At 49.5% G+C, this 17689-nt stretch carries 11 protein-coding genes; 9 read left to right on the top strand and 2 right to left on the bottom strand.

Annotated elements, in window-relative coordinates:
• The first annotated feature begins 3 nt into the window (after positions 1-3).
• The 7 genes from rpoC (at position 4) to CWE21_RS03890 (ending at position 11497) form a co-directional block, all read left to right on the top strand.
• Positions 4-4242, top strand: coding sequence for a DNA-directed RNA polymerase subunit beta' (gene rpoC, locus CWE21_RS03920; RefSeq protein ID WP_126833160.1), 4239 nt, complete (start codon positions 4-6; stop codon positions 4240-4242).
• Positions 4243-4350: 108 nt separating this feature from the next.
• On the top strand, positions 4351-5940 hold the full coding sequence (locus CWE21_RS03915; RefSeq protein WP_126833159.1) for a serine hydrolase domain-containing protein: 1590 nt from the start codon (positions 4351-4353) through the stop codon (positions 5938-5940).
• A 186-nt stretch (positions 5941-6126) separates the two neighbouring features.
• Positions 6127-6501 carry a 30S ribosomal protein S12 gene (gene rpsL / locus CWE21_RS03910; RefSeq protein ID WP_126833158.1) on the top strand — a complete coding sequence of 125 codons (375 nt, stop codon included), beginning with the start codon at positions 6127-6129 and terminating at the stop codon, positions 6499-6501.
• Positions 6502-6579: 78 nt separating this feature from the next.
• Positions 6580-7050 (top strand): 30S ribosomal protein S7, encoded by a 471-nt coding sequence (gene rpsG, locus CWE21_RS03905; protein WP_126771749.1) that lies wholly within the window; start codon positions 6580-6582, stop codon positions 7048-7050.
• A gap of 27 nt (positions 7051-7077) precedes the next feature.
• Positions 7078-9201 carry an elongation factor G gene (gene fusA / locus CWE21_RS03900; protein ID WP_126833157.1) on the top strand — a complete coding sequence of 708 codons (2124 nt, stop codon included), beginning with the start codon at positions 7078-7080 and terminating at the stop codon, positions 9199-9201.
• A gap of 59 nt (positions 9202-9260) precedes the next feature.
• Positions 9261-10445, top strand: coding sequence for an elongation factor Tu (tuf, locus tag CWE21_RS03895; RefSeq protein WP_126833156.1), 1185 nt, complete (start codon positions 9261-9263; stop codon positions 10443-10445).
• 254 nt (positions 10446-10699) lie between these two features.
• Positions 10700-11497 (top strand): type 2 periplasmic-binding domain-containing protein, encoded by a 798-nt coding sequence (locus tag CWE21_RS03890; RefSeq protein WP_126833155.1) that lies wholly within the window; start codon positions 10700-10702, stop codon positions 11495-11497.
• Here CWE21_RS03890 and glsA read toward each other — a convergent pair.
• A complete protein-coding gene (gene glsA / locus CWE21_RS03885) occupies positions 11494-12450 on the bottom strand; it encodes a glutaminase A (protein WP_126833154.1) in 957 nt (318 codons plus the stop codon). The two genes, CWE21_RS03890 and glsA, sit on opposite strands and share 4 nt — an antisense overlap.
• A gap of 23 nt (positions 12451-12473) precedes the next feature.
• Entirely contained in the window at positions 12474-15302 is a 2829-nt protein-coding gene (gene uvrA / locus CWE21_RS03880) for an excinuclease ABC subunit UvrA (RefSeq protein WP_126833153.1), read from the bottom strand.
• 130 nt (positions 15303-15432) lie between these two features.
• Here uvrA and CWE21_RS03875 point away from each other — a divergent pair, with 130 nt between their 5' ends.
• On the top strand, positions 15433-16818 hold the full coding sequence (locus CWE21_RS03875) for an MFS transporter (RefSeq protein ID WP_126833152.1): 1386 nt from the start codon (positions 15433-15435) through the stop codon (positions 16816-16818).
• Between the two features lie 15 nt (positions 16819-16833).
• The gene (gene ssb / locus CWE21_RS03870; RefSeq protein ID WP_126833151.1) at positions 16834-17388 is read left to right on the top strand and encodes a single-stranded DNA-binding protein; all 555 of its coding nucleotides are present in this window, start codon (positions 16834-16836) and stop codon (positions 17386-17388) included.
• Positions 17389-17689 lie beyond the last annotated feature (301 nt).

Here is a 17689-nt window from a genome sequence, read left to right as displayed (position 1 = left end):
ATCGTGAAAGACTTATTAAAGTTTTTAAAACCGCTAAACCAGACTGAAGAGTTCGATGCGATTCGCATCGGACTTGCTTCGCCGGACATGATCCGCAGCTGGTCTTACGGTGAAGTGAAAAAGCCAGAAACGATCAACTATCGTACGTTCAAGCCTGAGCGTGACGGTTTGTTCTGTGCGCGTATCTTTGGTCCAGTCAAAGATTACGAGTGCTTGTGTGGTAAATACAAGCGCTTGAAGCATCGTGGCGTTATCTGTGAGAAGTGTGGCGTTGAAGTCACCCTCACTAAAGTTCGTCGTGACCGCATGGGTCACATCGAGCTTGCCAGCCCTGTTGCGCATATCTGGTTCTTAAAATCACTGCCAAGCCGCATCGGCTTGATGCTTGATATGACCTTGCGTGATATCGAGCGCGTGCTGTACTTCGAATCTTATGTTGTAACTGAAGCCGGCATGACGTCACTCGAACGCAGTCAAATTCTGACTGAAGAAGAGTACCTCGATGCGTTGGAAGAACATGGCGATGAATTCGAAGCGAAAATGGGTGCAGAAGCGGTATTAAGCTTGTTGCAACACATTGATATTGAAGCCGATATCAAACAGCTTCGTGAAGAGTTGCCAGAAACTAATTCAGAAACCAAGCGTAAGAAAATCAGCAAGCGCCTGAAGTTGCTCGAGTCATTCCACCAGTCAGGTAATAAGCCAGAGTGGATGATTCTGAAAGTGTTGCCAGTGTTGCCGCCGGATCTACGTCCGTTGGTACCACTCGATGGTGGCCGTTTCGCAACTTCAGACTTGAACGATTTGTACCGTCGTGTGATCAACCGTAACAACCGTTTGAAGCGTCTACTTGACCTTGCCGCACCTGACATTATCGTGCGCAACGAAAAACGTATGTTACAAGAAGCGGTTGATGCGTTATTGGATAACGGCCGTCGTGGTCGTGCTATTACCGGTACCAACAAGCGTCCTCTGAAATCTTTGGCCGATATGATCAAAGGTAAACAGGGTCGTTTCCGTCAGAACTTGCTTGGTAAGCGTGTTGACTACTCAGGCCGTTCGGTTATCACCGTTGGTCCTAAATTGCGTCTGCATCAGTGTGGTCTGCCGAAGAAAATGGCTTTGGAACTGTTCAAGCCGTTCATCTACGGAAAATTGGAAGGTCGTGGCCTTGCAACCACTATTAAAGCAGCCAAGAAAATGGTTGAGCGCGAAATCCCAGAAGTATGGGACGTGCTTGATGAAGTGATCAAAGAACACCCAGTGATGCTAAACCGTGCACCAACCCTGCACCGTTTGGGTATCCAGGCGTTCGAGCCGGTCCTTATCGAAGGTAAAGCGATTCAGTTGCACCCATTGGTGTGTGCGGCTTATAACGCTGACTTTGACGGTGACCAAATGGCCGTTCACTTGCCATTGACCTTAGAAGCACAACTTGAAGCACGTGCCTTGATGATGTCAACGAACAACATCTTGTCACCTGCTAGCGGCGACCCAATCATCGTACCTTCGCAAGACGTTGTCTTGGGTCTGTACTATATGACCCGCGAAAAAGTAAACGCCAAAGGCGAAGGCATGATCTTCAAAAACGCTAAGGAAGCTGAAAAAGCTTACCGTACAGGCGTTGCTGAATTGCATGCACGCGTTAAAGTGCGTTTGCAAGAAGTTCAAATCAGTGAAGAAGGTGAGCGCACTGAAACGACCACTGTGTATGACACAACTGTGGGCCGCGCCATCTTGTCATTGATTTTGCCTGAAGGTATGCCGTTTGAAATGATCAACCAGTCGATGGGCAAAAAGCAAATCGGCCGCTTGTTGAATCGTTCATACCGTGACCTTGGTCTGAAACCAACTGTCATCTTCGCTGACCAAATTATGTACACCGGTTTCCATTACGCAATGGTGGCGGGTGCATCGGTAGGTATCGATGACATGGTTATCCCTGAGGCGAAGAAAGTGATCATTGATGCAGCTGAAGAAGAAGTTGCTGAGATCCAAGAACAGTTCGAGCAGGGCTTGGTTACCGCAGGCGAGAAATACAACAAAGTTATCGACATCTGGTCGACCGCGAACGAGAAAGTTTCCAAAGCAATGATGGAAAACCTCTCGAAAGAAATCGTGATCAACCGTGAAGGTAAAGAAGAAGAGCAAGACTCGTTCAACTCGGTTTACATGATGGCGGACTCGGGCGCTCGTGGTAGTGCCGCACAGATTCGTCAGTTGGCCGGTATGCGTGGTTTGATGGCCAAGCCAGACGGCTCCATCATCGAAACGCCAATCACGGCGAACTTCCGTGAAGGTCTGAACGTTTTGCAGTACTTCATCTCGACTCACGGTGCGCGTAAAGGTTTGGCCGATACCGCATTGAAGACAGCAAACTCGGGTTACTTGACCCGTCGTTTGGTCGACGTAGCACAAGACGTTGTTATCGTTGAAGAAGACTGTGGTACAGAAGAAGGTCTCTACATCAAGCCGCTTATTGAAGGTGGTGACGTTGTAGAACCATTGCGCGAGCGTGTATTGGGCCGTGTGGTCTGTGACGACGTGTTGGCCCCTGGTTCAAACGATGTCTTGATTCCGCGCAACACACTTCTTGATGAGAAAATGTGTGACGTGTTGGAACAGAACTCAATCGACGAAGTAAAAGTACGCTCGGTTATCACTTGTGATACTGACTTCGGCGTGTGTTCAAACTGTTACGGTCGTGACTTGGCTCGTGGCCACTTGGTTAACCAAGGTGAAGCAGTGGGTGTTATCGCTGCCCAGTCTATCGGTGAACCAGGTACCCAGTTGACCATGCGTACCTTCCACATCGGTGGTGCGGCATCGCGTGACTCTGCAGCCAACAGCGTACAGGTGAAGAACAAAGGTACGCTTAAGTTACACAACGCTAAGTTCGTAGAGAACACTGACGGTCACATCGTGATCACGTCGCGTTCAACCGAGCTGACCTTGATCGACGAGTTCGGTCGTGAGCGTGAGCGCTATAAAGTACCTTACGGTGCGGTTCTTAAGAAGAACGAAGGCGACGGCGTGGATGCTGGCGAAATCGTTGCGAACTGGGACCCGCATACGCACCCAATCATTACCGAGGTAGCAGGTCGTCTGAAGTTTGTTGACTTGATTGATGGTGTCACCATGACCCGTCAAACCGACGAACTTACCGGTCTTTCGAGCATCGTTGTGCTAGAAACCGGTCAGCGTACCAGTGCCGGTAAAGACATGCGTCCGATGGTTAAGTTGGTTGACGCTAAAGGTAACGACGTGAATATCGCCGGTACCGATATGCCTGCGCAGTACTTCTTGCCAGGTAACGCCATTATCAACCTTGAAGATAATGCTGAAGTGAAAGTAGGTGATACGGTTGCACGTATTCCACAAGAAGGTTCAAAAACACGCGATATTACCGGTGGTCTACCGCGCGTTGCCGACTTGTTCGAAGCACGTCGTCCGAAAGAGCCTGCAATTTTGGCAGAAATCACGGGTACCGTGAGCTTCGGTAAAGAGACTAAAGGTAAGCGTCGTCTTCTAATCACCCCAACTGATGGCGGTGACCAGTACGAAGAGATGATTCCTAAGTATCGTCAGTTGAACATCTTCGAAGGTGAACAAGTGACCAAAGGTGAAGTTATTGCCGACGGTCCAGAAGCACCGCACGATATCTTACGTTTGCGTGGCGTCAGCGCCTTGGCGAACTATATCGTTAACGAAGTGCAAGAAGTTTACCGTTTGCAGGGTGTAAAAATTAACGATAAGCACATCGAGACCATCGTGCGTCAGATGCTGCGTAAGGCAATTATCCTGAATCCAGGCGAAACTGAATTGCTCGAAGGCGAGATGATGGAGCTTTCAGAAGTATTGGCTGCGAATGCGAAAGCTGAGGCAGATGGTAAGATCCCAGCGACCTACGAGCGTCAGCTATTGGGTATTACCAAAGCGTCACTTTCAACCGAGTCATTCATCTCTGCGGCGTCGTTCCAAGAAACTACGCGCGTGCTGACTGAAGCGGCCGTACAAGGTAAGCAAGATCCACTACGTGGTCTGAAAGAAAACGTTATCGTGGGTCGTTTGATCCCAGCGGGTACCGGTTTCGCTTACCACCGTGACCGTGCGCGCAAGCGTATGGAAGCTCTAGCCCAAGGCGAAGCGCCTAAGCTAACCGCAGAACAAGCGGAGCAGCAGTTGGCCGACGCTTTGAACTTCGGTAACGAAGAAGGCGAAAGCGGCGATAACGCTGAATAAGCACTTAGCACGCTACATCTGCTAACAATTAAAAGGCCAGTCGACATCGACTGGCCTTTTTTATTGGGCTATGTTGAACCTAGTGAGTGTTAACAAAAGGAATGAAACATGATTCAAGCAAAATGGTTGGTGCTGGTGTGGGCACTGCTGGTTGCTCCTTTTAGCTTTGCGTCTGAGGTACCTGCCAAGCTTCACGGCGAGTGGCGGGGCACATTAGACTTGCCCCAAGGGATGCGGCTGACGATTGGTCTTTCGTTGACTGAAGAACGCGCTGAGTTGCAGAGCCCTAATCAAGGTCCGCAAACGTACCCACTGCAAGAGCTAAAGTTTGCCGATGAGCAACTAAGTTTTGCGGTGCCTGACTTAGGTGTTAAGTTCGCGGGTGCTTATCAGCAAGACCAAATTGTTGGGGACTTTGAGCAGGGAGCTAAACTGCCTCTTACCTTGCATCGTTTGACCGCAGCCGACAGTGAACGCCTCGCTTTTGAGGGCAAGTACGCCGGCGTGTTGAATGCCAGTGGAACCGAATTGCCGCTGCACTTTAATATCGCCGTAGTCAAAGATGGATTCGTCGCAACGCTCGACAGCCCAGCGCAGGAATCTTACGGCATACCGTTGCAGGAGGTGCACATCGACGGCCAGAAACTCACTGCGTCAGCGCCAATGTTGAAAGCCACTTACAAAGGTGAGCGGAATGATGAAGGTGTCTATGAAGGTGTATGGTTTCAAGGTATGGCTTTCGCTTTAAATTTAAGTAAGGTCACCGCCGAGCGTCCTGCCCCACAAGTAAAAGCAGCTGAGTTCGGTACCTTCGGGGGCGCAACTGCACATCTACTATGTGATAAAGTTAGCATTGAGTATGCTGGGGACCATGATGAACAAACGTTGTATGAGATTGGCTCGGTTAGTAAAACATTCGTTGCTTATTTGCTCGCCGACGCTGTGCAGCGAGGTGTGCTTGAACTAGAAACGGAGTTAAGCAGCGTTTTTCCTGGCGCACCGGAAGGTGTCACTATGTTGGAACTGGTGACCCATACCAGTGGCTTGCCGCGCCTGCCTGCTGATCTGTTTGCCAATGCGAATCAACATGACCCGTATCGTCATTATGACCTTGCCATGCTTACGGCGGCACTGAATGAACAAACGCTTGGCAAGAAGCAACATAGTTATTCCAATTACGCTTTCGGGGTATTGGGTGAGGCGTTGGCGAAAGCACAAGACATGAGCTTAGAAAGTTTGCTGCAGGAGCGGATTTTTGAGCCGTTTGGAATGACGTCGAGCTATCTTGCGACAGCCGATCGTGAAGTATCGCCTCGGCTCGCCACTCCCTACAATAGCTTGGGTCAGCAAGTCGGCCCGTGGCGCTTCTCGGCCTTGGCCGGTGCTGGGGCTGTGGTAGCCTCCTTACCGGACATGGTTAACTATGTTCAAGGTATGCAAGCAAGGCTGGCAGAAGATAGTCAATTGCGAGAGTTGATGTTAACACCACGGGTTGATTTCGCCGCTTGTTGCGAGCAAGGGTTGGGCTGGATGCTCGAACAAACCGACGCAGACCACACGCTGGTATGGCATAATGGTCGCACAGCTGGCTTTGCCAGTTACGTCGGCTTTTATGCAGATGGATCCGAAGCGGTTATCTTACTTAGCAACCAAGCCATGGATGTGAATTCTCAGGCGAAACGCCTACTTAGCGAGTAAATCTTACCGTTATCCTACAGTAAAGCGACGCTTGCTCGGGTTTGCAATCGTCGCTTTTCCTTGACAGTCCAATTATTGACCATTAAAATTCGGCCTCCCCGTAATTGGCGGGCGTTTAGCTCGTGGTCGCGGGGGATTGGATTTTTTCACTCTGTTGAGCGACATCAACAAAATCAGGAGTTATGAATGGCAACAGTTAATCAGCTGGTGCGCAAAGGTCGTCAAAAGCCGGTTGTTAAAAGCAACGTTCCGGCACTTGAGGCTTGCCCACAAAAACGCGGTGTATGTACCCGTGTTTACACAACCACCCCGAAAAAGCCGAACTCAGCGCTACGTAAAGTATGCCGTGTGCGTTTGACGAACGGTTTCGAAGTTTCTTCGTACATCGGTGGTGAAGGTCACAACTTGCAAGAGCACTCAGTCGTATTGATTCGCGGCGGTCGTGTAAAAGACTTGCCAGGTGTTCGTTATCACACAGTGCGCGGTGCGCTTGACTGTGCTGGCGTAAACGATCGACGTCAAGGTCGTTCGAAGTACGGCGCGAAGCGGCCGAAGTCTTAACGGTTCTCCGTTAGTAAGGCCAAACACTGTAATTTAAATGTTTTGGGGAAAACCCTGAATTAATCGGAGAATATTAAGATGCCTAGAAGACGCGTCATTGGTCAACGTAAAATCCTGCCGGATCCTAAGTTCGGATCAGAGTTGTTGGCTAAATTTATCAATGTCGTCATGGTTGACGGCAAAAAATCTGTCGCAGAGAAAATTATCTACGGTGCTTTAGACATCATGGCTGAAAAGACCAAGAAAGAGCACTTAGAAGTATTTGAAGAAGCATTGGACAACGTTCGTCCTACAGTCGAGGTTAAGTCACGCCGCGTTGGTGGTTCAACTTACCAGGTACCTGTAGAAGTTCGTCCAGTGCGTCGTAATGCACTGGCTATGCGTTGGTTAGTTGATGCCGCGCGTACTCGGGGTGAAAAATCCATGGCTCAGCGCCTAGCAGGTGAAATGCTAGACGCATCTGAAAATAAAGGCTCTGCTGTGAAGAAGCGTGAAGACGTCCACCGTATGGCCGAAGCGAACAAAGCGTTCGCCCATTATCGCTGGTAAACTCACAGTTAACCTAAAGAGGAATTTATGGCTCGTAAAACTTCGATTGAGCGCTACCGTAATATCGGTATCTGTGCTCACGTAGACGCAGGTAAAACGACCACCACAGAACGGGTATTGTTCTACACCGGTCTATCTCACAAATTGGGTGAGGTGCATGACGGTGCGGCAACAACTGACTGGATGGCGCAGGAACAAGAGCGTGGTATTACCATTACCTCTGCTGCCGTAACCTGTTTCTGGAAAGGTATGGACCAGCAGTTCCCTGAGCACCGTATCAACATCATCGATACTCCAGGACACGTTGACTTCACTATCGAAGTAGAACGTTCTTTGCGTGTACTTGATGGTGCGGTCGTTGTGCTTTGTGGTTCATCTGGTGTGCAGCCGCAAACTGAAACTGTATGGCGTCAGGCCAACAAGTATGAAGTTCCACGTATGGTGTTCGTCAACAAGATGGACCGTGCTGGTGCTGACTACATGCGTGTTGTAGGTCAGTTAAAAACGCGTTTGAACGCAACTGCTGTTCCGATTCATTTGAACATCGGTGCAGAAGACAACTTCAAAGGTGTTGTTGACCTCGTAAAAATGAAAGCTATCAACTGGAATGAAGAAGACTCAGGTATGACCTTCACTTACGAAGCGATCCCTGCGGAACTTCAAGACCAAGCTGAAGAGCTTCACGCTGAATTGGTAGAAGCAGCTGCCGAAGCCAACGAAGAACTGATGAACAAATACCTTGAAGAAGGTGAGTTGTCAGAAGCAGAGATCAAGCAAGGTTTGCGTGAGCGTACCTTGAACAACGAGATCGTGCTTACTTTGTGTGGTTCTGCATTTAAGAACAAAGGTGTTCAGGCTGTACTTGATGCTGTTATCGAGTATCTTCCGTCACCAACAGAAGTTAAAGCGATTCGCGGTATTCTGGAAGACGAGTCTGAAGGTATTCGTAAATCAGATGACTCAGAACCGTTCTCAGCGTTGGCATTTAAAATCGCGACTGACCCATTTGTTGGTACTTTGACGTTCTTGCGCGTTTACTCGGGCGTACTGTCACAAGGTGACACCGTATTTAACCCAGTGAAGAGCAAGCGTGAGCGTATCGGCCGTATGGTTCAGATGCATGCAAACGACCGTCAAGAAATCAAAGAAATCTTGGCAGGTGACATTGCTGCAGCGATCGGCCTGAAAGATGTTACGACTGGTGACACTTTGTGTGATCCGAACAACGTCATCACGCTTGAGCGTATGGAATTCCCAGAGCCAGTAATCTCTGTTGCAGTTGAACCAAAAACTAAAGCTGACCAAGAAAAAATGGGTATTGCTTTAGGTAAGTTGGCTGCAGAAGATCCGTCGTTCCGCGTGAAGACTGACGAAGAGTCTGGTCAAACGATCATTTCTGGTATGGGTGAGCTTCACCTTGATATCATCGTTGACCGTATGAAGCGTGAATTCAACGTTGAATGTAACGTAGGTAAACCTCAGGTTGCTTACCGTGAAACGATCCGTAAGGGCGTTGAAGTGGAAGGTAAGTTCGTACGTCAATCAGGTGGTCGTGGTCAATTCGGTCACGTTTGGTTGAAGCTTGAACCTATGGAATTTGACGCTTCTGACGACGAAACGCCTAACTACGAATTCATTAACGAAATCGTAGGTGGTGTGGTACCGAAGGAATACATTCCTGCGGTAGACAAAGGTATCCAAGAGCAAATGCAAAATGGTGTACTTGCTGGCTACCCACTACTTGGCGTAAAAGCAACGTTGTATGATGGTTCATACCACGATGTTGACTCATCAGAAATGGCGTTTAAAATCGCCGGTAGCATGGCCTTCAAGAAAGGTGCATTACAAGCTAACCCAGCGATTTTAGAACCAATGATGAAAGTTGAAGTTGTTACTCCTGAAGAATTCATGGGTGACGTAGTTGGTGACTTGAACCGTCGTCGCGGTATCATCGAAGGCATGGAAGATGCCGCTGGTGATTTGAAAGAAGTTCGCGCACAAGTTCCATTATCAGAAATGTTCGGTTACGCTACTGACCTGCGTTCGCAGACTCAGGGCCGTGCATCTTATGCGATGGAATTCTTGAAGTACGCTGAAGCACCAAACAACATTGCTGAGCAGGTTATTGCCGCTCGTCAAACTAAAGATTAAGTAGAGTCTGGTCCGGTTCTCTACGGGACCGGACTTTTAACTTAAGTTAAGGAAAAGTCATGTCAAAAGAAAAATTTGAACGTTCGAAACCGCACGTTAACGTTGGTACTATCGGCCACGTTGACCATGGTAAAACTACTCTGACTGCTGCCATTACAACCGTATTGGCAAAAACCTACGGTGGCGCCGCGAAAGACTTTGCTGCCATCGATAACGCGCCAGAAGAAAAAGCGCGTGGTATCACCATCTCAACTTCACACGTTGAGTACGATACTCCTACTCGTCACTACGCACACGTAGACTGCCCAGGACACGCTGACTATGTGAAAAACATGATCACCGGTGCTGCGCAGATGGACGGCGCTATCTTGGTAGTAGCTGCAACTGACGGTCCTATGCCACAAACACGTGAGCACATCTTGTTGTCACGTCAGGTAGGCGTACCTTTCATCGTTGTTTTCATGAACAAATGTGACATGGTAGACGACGAAGAGTTGTTGGAATTGGTAGAGATGGAAGTTCGTGAACTTCTTTCTGAGTACGACTTCCCAGGTGACGACTTGCCAGTGATTCAAGGTTCAGCGTTGAAAGCGTTGGAAGGCGAAGAGCAGTGGGAAGCGAAAATTCTTGAGTTGGCAGAAGCTTTGGATTCATACATCCCAGAGCCAGAGCGTGACATCGACAAGCCGTTCATCATGCCAATCGAAGACGTATTCTCGATCTCAGGTCGTGGTACTGTAGTAACTGGTCGTGTAGAGCGCGGTATCGTGCGCACTGGTGACGAAGTAGAAATCGTAGGTATCAAAGATACTACGAAGACAACTGTAACTGGTGTAGAGATGTTCCGTAAGTTGCTTGACGAAGGTCGTGCAGGTGAGAACATCGGTGCATTGTTGCGTGGTACGAAGCGTGACGAGATCCAGCGTGGCCAAGTATTGGCGAAGCCAGGTTCAATCACTCCACACACCAAGTTCGAAGCAGAAGTGTACGTATTGACCAAAGAAGAAGGCGGCCGTCATACTCCGTTCTTCAAAGGCTATCGTCCACAGTTCTACTTCCGTACGACTGACGTAACTGGTGCAGTCCAGTTGCCAGAAGGCGTAGAAATGGTAATGCCAGGCGACAACTTGAAATTCGTTGTTGACTTGATTCACCCAATCGCGATGGACGAAGGCTTGCGCTTCGCAATCCGTGAAGGTGGCCGTACAGTAGGCGCCGGCGTAGTATCTAAAATCTTAGATTAATATCGCCGCGTTTATCTGACGCATATGAAAAAGGGAGCTTCGGCTCCCTTTTTTAATGCGTGAAAGGCGATGTTTGCTATTCGCTGTTCGCTGTTCGTTTAAACCCAAAACATGAAACATCAAACGCTTTCAACGAAAAGTGAGCGCAGCGAACGTGCGAACAGCGAACATCGAACAACGCTCTTTGCTTGGCTCTTGACTTTTGTGGCTGTGCTGACGAATATAGCTGCAGACTTCGCTTCGTTGAGGATGCCGTGCGATACCTAGTTATCTTATTCATTACCCTATTCACGGTTTCATTAACCAATACCAGTCGCGCCGCAGAGACAATTCGTATTGCTGCGTACGATTTCCCTCCCTATTTCTCTGCCTACGATACTGAGCACCTGGTTGGTGACCTTATTACGGCGCTCAATGCCTCGCAAAACGACTATCGTTTCGAACTGTATGACGTTCCATCTAAAGCCCGTTTTAAAGCCCTAAGTGATGCTGGCTGTTGCCATCTGATTTTATTTGAATCTCCAACATGGGGCTGGGACGAGCAACTTCCGCAGATCGAGGCGGGTAGGGTGTTGGTGCTGGGTGCGGAGCGTTTTATTGCGGTCAAAAAGAAAGATCAACGCGACGCAGCTTTTTTCCAGCGTAAAGATTTACGTTTTGGCGGGCTTACCGGTTACCACTATCCGTTCTTAGGCAATCGTACCGATTCAGACTTGCTTGAAGAACACTTCAACGTGTATTTGTCATTAAGCCATGAGATCAACATTCGTATGTTGCTTAATGGCCGACTGGACGTCGTCATGATACATGATGAGTATTTAGTACAGTTGCAAGACCAGCCCTGGTTTGAACGGTTACTTGTGAATCCAACGCCGTATGGTGAATACGAACTTCGCACCTTGGTTAATCCGGAAAAGGGATTTGCCTTGGCGGATTGGCAGCGAGTACTGCAGCCGCTTATTGAGCAGGGAATACTCACACAGCTTCTCAAAAAATATCAGTTACCTTGGCCGCCAAAACGAGTGGATATCTTATCGATCACTAAAAGCTAGTAGACACTCAAACCCAACTGATTAGCGAGGTTCCGGATCATTGCCATGCCGCGTGCCGAGTTGCCGAAGCTGTTGAGGGGTGGAGACCACGCTGCAATCACTCCATAGTCGGGAACTATTGCCACAATACCACCACCGACACCACTTTTCGCCGGTAACCCTACGGTAAAAGCAAATTGCCCCGATTGGTCGTACATACCGCTAGTACTGAGCAGTGCGTTGATGCGCTGTGCGTCGCGGTGAGAGGTGATTTGTTTGCCACTGCGCGGACATTTGCCGCGATTTGCTAAAAAGGCGAAACTCCGCGCCAAGTCTTCCGTTGACATGGTAAGCGCGCATTGCCAAAAGTAATGATCAAGCACCTCTTCGACATCCGACTCGATGTTGCCAAAGCTCTTCATCAAATAGGCTAACGCAGCATTGCGTGCACCATGGTCTTTCTCAGACTCGTGAACGCGGCTGTCGACACCAACGGTGTCGCGATTACATAAGCCTCTCACCATGCTTAGCACAGCTGATTTACTTGCTGAATAATGGCTTACTAGAACATCGCTAACCAAAATCGCACCGGCATTAATCATCGGATTGCGCGGAATACCGCGTTCCCATTCAAGCTGTACGATTGAGTTAAACGGTTGGCCTGAGGGTTCCATTTGCACTCGTTCCCACAAGCTATCGCCCATGCGTTCCATTGCGAGCATTAGGCCAAAAATTTTAGAAATCGACTGGATAGAGAAAGGGGTTGAAGCATCCCCTACTGAGGTCACCTTACCATCAAGTGTGGCGACCGTGAGGGCGCAATAATCAGACTTCACTTCGGCAAGGGCCGGGATGTAATCAGCGACCTTGCCGTCGTTCACGGTTAGCGCCTGCTGCAATATGGATTGCAGCAGTTTCTTCAGGTTATCTGGGGCATGAATCGATTGCCCGCCACTGATCACATCGTGTGTCATCGCTCGTCCCTAATGTTTGTTACTTACTGCTCTAGCAAGGGTGCCAAGAAGCGTGCGGTATGCGAACGTTCACACTTAACAATCGCTTCAGGAGCTCCCTCTGTAAGTATTTCACCGCCGCCAGCACCACCTTCAGGGCCTAGATCGACAATCCAGTCCGCCGTCTTAATGACATCGAGATTGTGCTCAATAATCACAATCGTATTGCCATGGTCCCGCAATCGGTGGAGCACCGTCAAGAGCTGCTGGATGTCATGGAAGTGCAGACCGGTCGTCGGCTCGTCGAGGATGTAGAGTGTCTTACCCGTATCACGCTTAGAAAGCTCGCGGGAAAGCTTCACTCGCTGCGCTTCACCACCGGATAGTGTGGTCGCCGATTGGCCTAAACGAATATAGCTAAGGCCAACGTCCATCAGCGTTTGCAACTTACGTGCAATAGCCGGAACCGGCGCAAAGAAGTCGCGGGCGTCTTCAACTGTCATTTCGAGTACTTCGTGAATGCTGCGACCTTTATATTTGATCTCTAAGGTTTCGCGGTTGTAGCGCTTGCCCTTACAAATATCACAGGGAACATAGACGTCAGGCAAAAAGTGCATCTCTACTTTGATGACGCCATCACCCTGACAGGCCTCACAGCGACCGCCGCGCACGTTAAAACTAAAACGGCCCGGCTTATAGCCACGCGAACGTGCTTCTTCGGTACCAGCAAAGAGTTCGCGAATTGGCGTAAAGATACCGGTGTAAGTTGCAGGATTCGAACGCGGTGTACGACCAATCGGACTTTGGTCGATATCAACCACCTTGTCGAGGTACTGCATGCCATCGATGTCACGGTACGGAGCTGGTTCGTTGGCCGTTGCCTTGTTCAAATCACGATGTGCGATACGGAACAGGGTATCGTTTATCAACGTTGACTTTCCTGATCCAGATACACCGGTTACACACGACATCAGGCCAACAGGAAGCTTCAGGGTCACGTCTTTTAAGTTATTCCCGGTTGCTCCTTCAAGGGTCAGCCACTTGTCACTCGGTTGATTACGTTCCTTGGGCACCTCAATTTGCTTTCTACCTGACAAGTAGTCCGCGGTAAGCGAGCGCTCACTTTTTAGGATATCCTCAAGCTGGCCTTCGGCCACTACTTCGCCGCCATGTACGCCGGCGCCCGGACCAATATCGATCACGTAGTCGGCGGCGCGAATGGCATCTTCATCATGTTCGACGACGATGACCGTGTTGCCAAGGTCACGCAGGCGGGTGAGGGTGTTGAGCAAACGCTCATTATCACGTTGGTGCAAACCAATGGATGGTTCGTCGAGCACATACATGACGCCTACTAAACCTGCACCAATTTGACTGGCCAAGCGAATCCGCTGTGCTTCACCACCGGAGAGCGTTTCTGCACTCCGTGACAGGCTGAGGTAATTTAGACCGACGTTCACCAAGAAACCTAAACGGTCGTTGATCTCTTTTAAGATTTTCTCTGCGATTTGGGCTTTTTGCCCGTCGAGTTCGAGACCTGTAAAGAATTCTAGCGCATCCCCGATCGAACGGGCGACCACTTCCGGCAAGGTGGTGTTGTTCACATAAACATGGCGAGCCTCTTCGCGTAGACGGGTACCTCCGCAACTTTTACAAGGTTGCGCCGCCAGGTATTTGGCTAACTCTTCACGCACCGCGGTCGAGTCGGTTTCACGATAGCGCCGCTGCATATTCGGAATGATGCCCTCAAAGGCGTGGCGACGAACGACGCGGTCGCCACGATCATTCATGTAGGTAAACTCAATTTCTTGCCGACCACTACCGTAAAGAATGACTTGGCGATGCTCGTCACTTAACGAGTTAAACGGCTGATTGAGGTCGAAACCATAATGCTTCGCCAGTGATTGCAACATTTGATAATAGTAGAAGTTGCGTTTATCCCAACCACGAATGGCGCCGCCGGTCAGACTGAGTTCATCGTTGTTAATGACTTTCTGTGGATCGAAGAACTGCTCGATACCGAGACCGTCACAGGAGCTACAAGCGCCAGCTGGATTATTAAACGAGAACAATCGTGGTTCTAACTCTTGCATGCTGTAGCCACAGTGCGGACAGGCGAAGTTCGCTGAGAAGATCATCGCAGCGAGTTGCGAGTCGTCGTCCATTGGCGCCACAATCGCAGTACCGCCGCTTAGCTCTAATGCGGTTTCAAATGATTCAGCAAGACGTAATTCCAGTCCGTCGCGCACCTTAATACGGTCGACCACCACCTCAATGGTGTGTTTCTTCTGCAACTCCAACTTCGGTGGATCGCTGAGGTCACAAAGTTCGCCATCGATGCGCGCACGAATAAAGCCTTGCGCGGCGAGATTGTCGAGTACTTTGGTATGTTCGCCTTTACGATCTTGGATAATAGGCGCCAAGATCATAAGCTTTTCGCCTTCTGGCAGCTCCAATACCTGGTCGACCATCTGTGAAACGGTTTGTGCCGCTAACGGCTCGTCATGGGTCGGACAGCGCGGTTCGCCGACGCGGGCGAACATCAAGCGCAGATAATCATAGATCTCGGTGATGGTGCCGACCGTCGAGCGCGGGTTATGCGAGGTCGATTTTTGTTCAATGGAAATCGCTGGTGAAAGTCCTTCGATACTATCGACGTCAGGCTTTTCCATTAGCGACAAGAACTGCCGTGCATAAGCCGAAAGTGATTCGACATAGCGGCGTTGCCCTTCGGCGTAAAGCGTATCAAACGCCAACGACGATTTGCCGGAACCGGATAGCCCGGTGATCACGATAAGTTTATCGCGTGGCATGGTAAGCTGCAGATTTTTAAGGTTATGGGTGCGAGCGCCGCGTACTTCAATAAAGTCCATAGGGGTAACCTGTAACTCCGTTGGCGAATGTGAAACGAGCATTATCGCACAGTGACCACCTTCTGGTACAATCACCAGCAAATTTTTGTCGCTAGCTCGAACACATTGAATTCATAAGAATGAGAGATTGATGCCAAAGTCTGCGAATGAACAACGTCTGAGTCCCCTCGAACGCCGCGCATCCGGTGCCTTAGCTGCTGTCTTTGGATTACGGATGTTAGGCCTGTTTTTGATCATGCCGGTGATGGCAATTTATGGTCAGGCTTACCCAGATTACACACCACTCTTGGTCGGCCTCGCGATTGGTGCTTATGGTTTAACGCAAGCGCTGCTGCAGATCCCAATGGGGATGCTGTCCGACAAGATTGGTCGCCGGCCCGTGATTATGGGTGGTTTACTTGTTTTCGTCATCGGCAGTTTAGTCGCAGCCTATGCTGACTCGCTCGCTGGCGTGGTGATTGGGCGTGCACTGCAAGGTATGGGCGCGATTGCCGCAGCAATATTAGCGTTGGCCGCGGACATTACTCGCGATTCGCAACGACCCAAAGTCATGGCGATGATTGGCATGTGCATTGGTCTCGCATTTGCCTTGGCGTTGATATTAGGCCCGTTAATGGGCCCCTACATTGGATTGTCTGGACTCTTCTTGTTCACAGCAATAAGCGCTGTCTTTGGCATATTGGTGTTCTATTTCGCAGTTCCTAAAGTCGAAGTGCGCGCTGCGCGTGGTGATTTGCTACCGAGTAGCAAAGAATTCGGTTTGATTCTCAAACACGGACAATTAGCACGGCTGAACGTCGGTGTTTTCATCTTGCACTGCTTGCTGACGGCATTTTTTGTCGTTGTTCCGACCCAGTTGGTGGCCGGTGGTCTCGCCAGTGAACAGCATGCTTGGCTCTACCTGCCAACTTTACTGGGCTCGTTCGTATTTATGGTGCCGATGCTGATCATTGCCGAAAAACGTCGCCAGCAACCTTTGTTTTTCCGAATTGCCATTGTTTTGCTTGCCGCTGCGGTGGCTATTATCGGATTTAGTGAGGGGTCTTGGCTGATTTATGTTGCGGCCGTGCTCATCTTTTTTACTGGGTTCAACTTCTTGGAAGCGACGCTGCCGTCAATACTAACGCGCTTTGCTCCTGCAGGCCGCAAAGGAAGTGCCAGCGGTATCTATGCCACTTCACAGTTTGCTGGTGCGTTCGTTGGAGGTGCAGCAGGCGGTGCGATTTTGCAATGGGGAGGCCTGATTGGCGTTGTCGCTTTTAGCTTGGTGCTGTTACTATGTTGGTTGCTTGTCAGTTTGGGCATGACACCACCGCCCCAGTGGCAAAATGTGAGTTTCAAATTGCGTCAGCTGAGCAATGCAGAGATCGAATCCTTGGCAACAGAGCTTGCAGAGGGCGCTGGCGTCGAAGAAGTTCGTTTGGTTGCCAGCGAACAAATCGCCTATTTAAAAGTACACAAAACTGATTACAATGAAGAACAAGTTACGGCGCTCGTGAAGCCGTATCAATCATGAGGAAAGGAGCAAGGCATGGCCAGTCGCGGCATCAATAAAGTCATTCTTATCGGTAACTTGGGCGCAAAGCCAGAGATCCGTTACACGCAAAACAATACAGCGATTGCCAACTTGTCGATTGCCACCAGCGAAACTTGGAAAGACAAACAGACCGGGGAGCCACGTGAGCAAACGGAGTGGCACCGTTGTGTGGCCTATCGTCGCCTTGCAGAAATCGCTGGCGAATACCTTGATAAAGGCTCAAAAGTTTATGTTGAAGGTCGCCTGCAAACCCGTAAGTGGCAGGGGCAAGACGGTGTAGAGCGCTACACTACCGAAGTGGTGATCAATGATCTGCAGATGCTAGATAGCCGTGGTGGCGCTGGTGGTGGCGCTGGCTACCAAGGGCAACCGCAAGGCGGCTCATATAATCAAGGTGGCCAGCAAGCACAGTCGCAAGGTGGCGGTTTCGGCGGAGGGCAGCAACAACGCCCAGCGCAACAGCCTGCACAGCAGCAACAAAAGCCGCAACAACAGAATAATGACCCGTTTATTCCTGACAATGACTTTGATGACGATATTCCGTTCTGAATCATATAAAACTATAAGTGTTAAGAGTTTGACTTAAATTAACTCCCGACAATACTGTTTTATAAAAGTATTTTTTAATTTCACGCCCTTTATGTGTGTAGACATATAAGGGGCTTTTTTATTTGGCTTTCAGTTGCCTCGTTATAAAATCGTATAATACAAAAGTTGTAAAGATAGGGTTTTATCTAGTATTTCCTTGTAAACAAGGACGGTACGATGCGTATAAAAGATGTGACTCATAAAACGGGCGAGCAAATACCAATCATGCTAGACGCACACGGTATGCCGATCACCTTGCCGA

Origin of the sequence: Pseudidiomarina aquimaris, from assembly GCF_003987395.1 — a bacterium.
GTDB classification, from domain to species: Bacteria; Pseudomonadota; Gammaproteobacteria; order Enterobacterales; family Alteromonadaceae; genus Pseudidiomarina; species Pseudidiomarina aquimaris.
Note: the sequence above shows the minus strand (reverse complement) of the source record. Positions and strands in the feature narration are given on the sequence as shown.

Coding starts and splice junctions, on each gene's coding strand:
- fusA (WP_126833157.1), top strand. CDS start 7,078: ATGGCTCGTAAAACTTCGATTGAGCGCTACCGTAATATCGGTATCTGT.
- ssb (WP_126833151.1), top strand. CDS start 16,834: ATGGCCAGTCGCGGCATCAATAAAGTCATTCTTATCGGTAACTTGGGC.
- rpsG (WP_126771749.1), top strand. CDS start 6,580: ATGCCTAGAAGACGCGTCATTGGTCAACGTAAAATCCTGCCGGATCCT.
- CWE21_RS03915 (WP_126833159.1), top strand. CDS start 4,351: ATGATTCAAGCAAAATGGTTGGTGCTGGTGTGGGCACTGCTGGTTGCT.
- glsA (WP_126833154.1), bottom strand. CDS start 12,450: ATGACACACGATGTGATCAGTGGCGGGCAATCGATTCATGCCCCAGAT.
- CWE21_RS03875 (WP_126833152.1), top strand. CDS start 15,433: ATGCCAAAGTCTGCGAATGAACAACGTCTGAGTCCCCTCGAACGCCGC.
- rpsL (WP_126833158.1), top strand. CDS start 6,127: ATGGCAACAGTTAATCAGCTGGTGCGCAAAGGTCGTCAAAAGCCGGTT.
- uvrA (WP_126833153.1), bottom strand. CDS start 15,302: ATGGACTTTATTGAAGTACGCGGCGCTCGCACCCATAACCTTAAAAAT.
- tuf (WP_126833156.1), top strand. CDS start 9,261: ATGTCAAAAGAAAAATTTGAACGTTCGAAACCGCACGTTAACGTTGGT.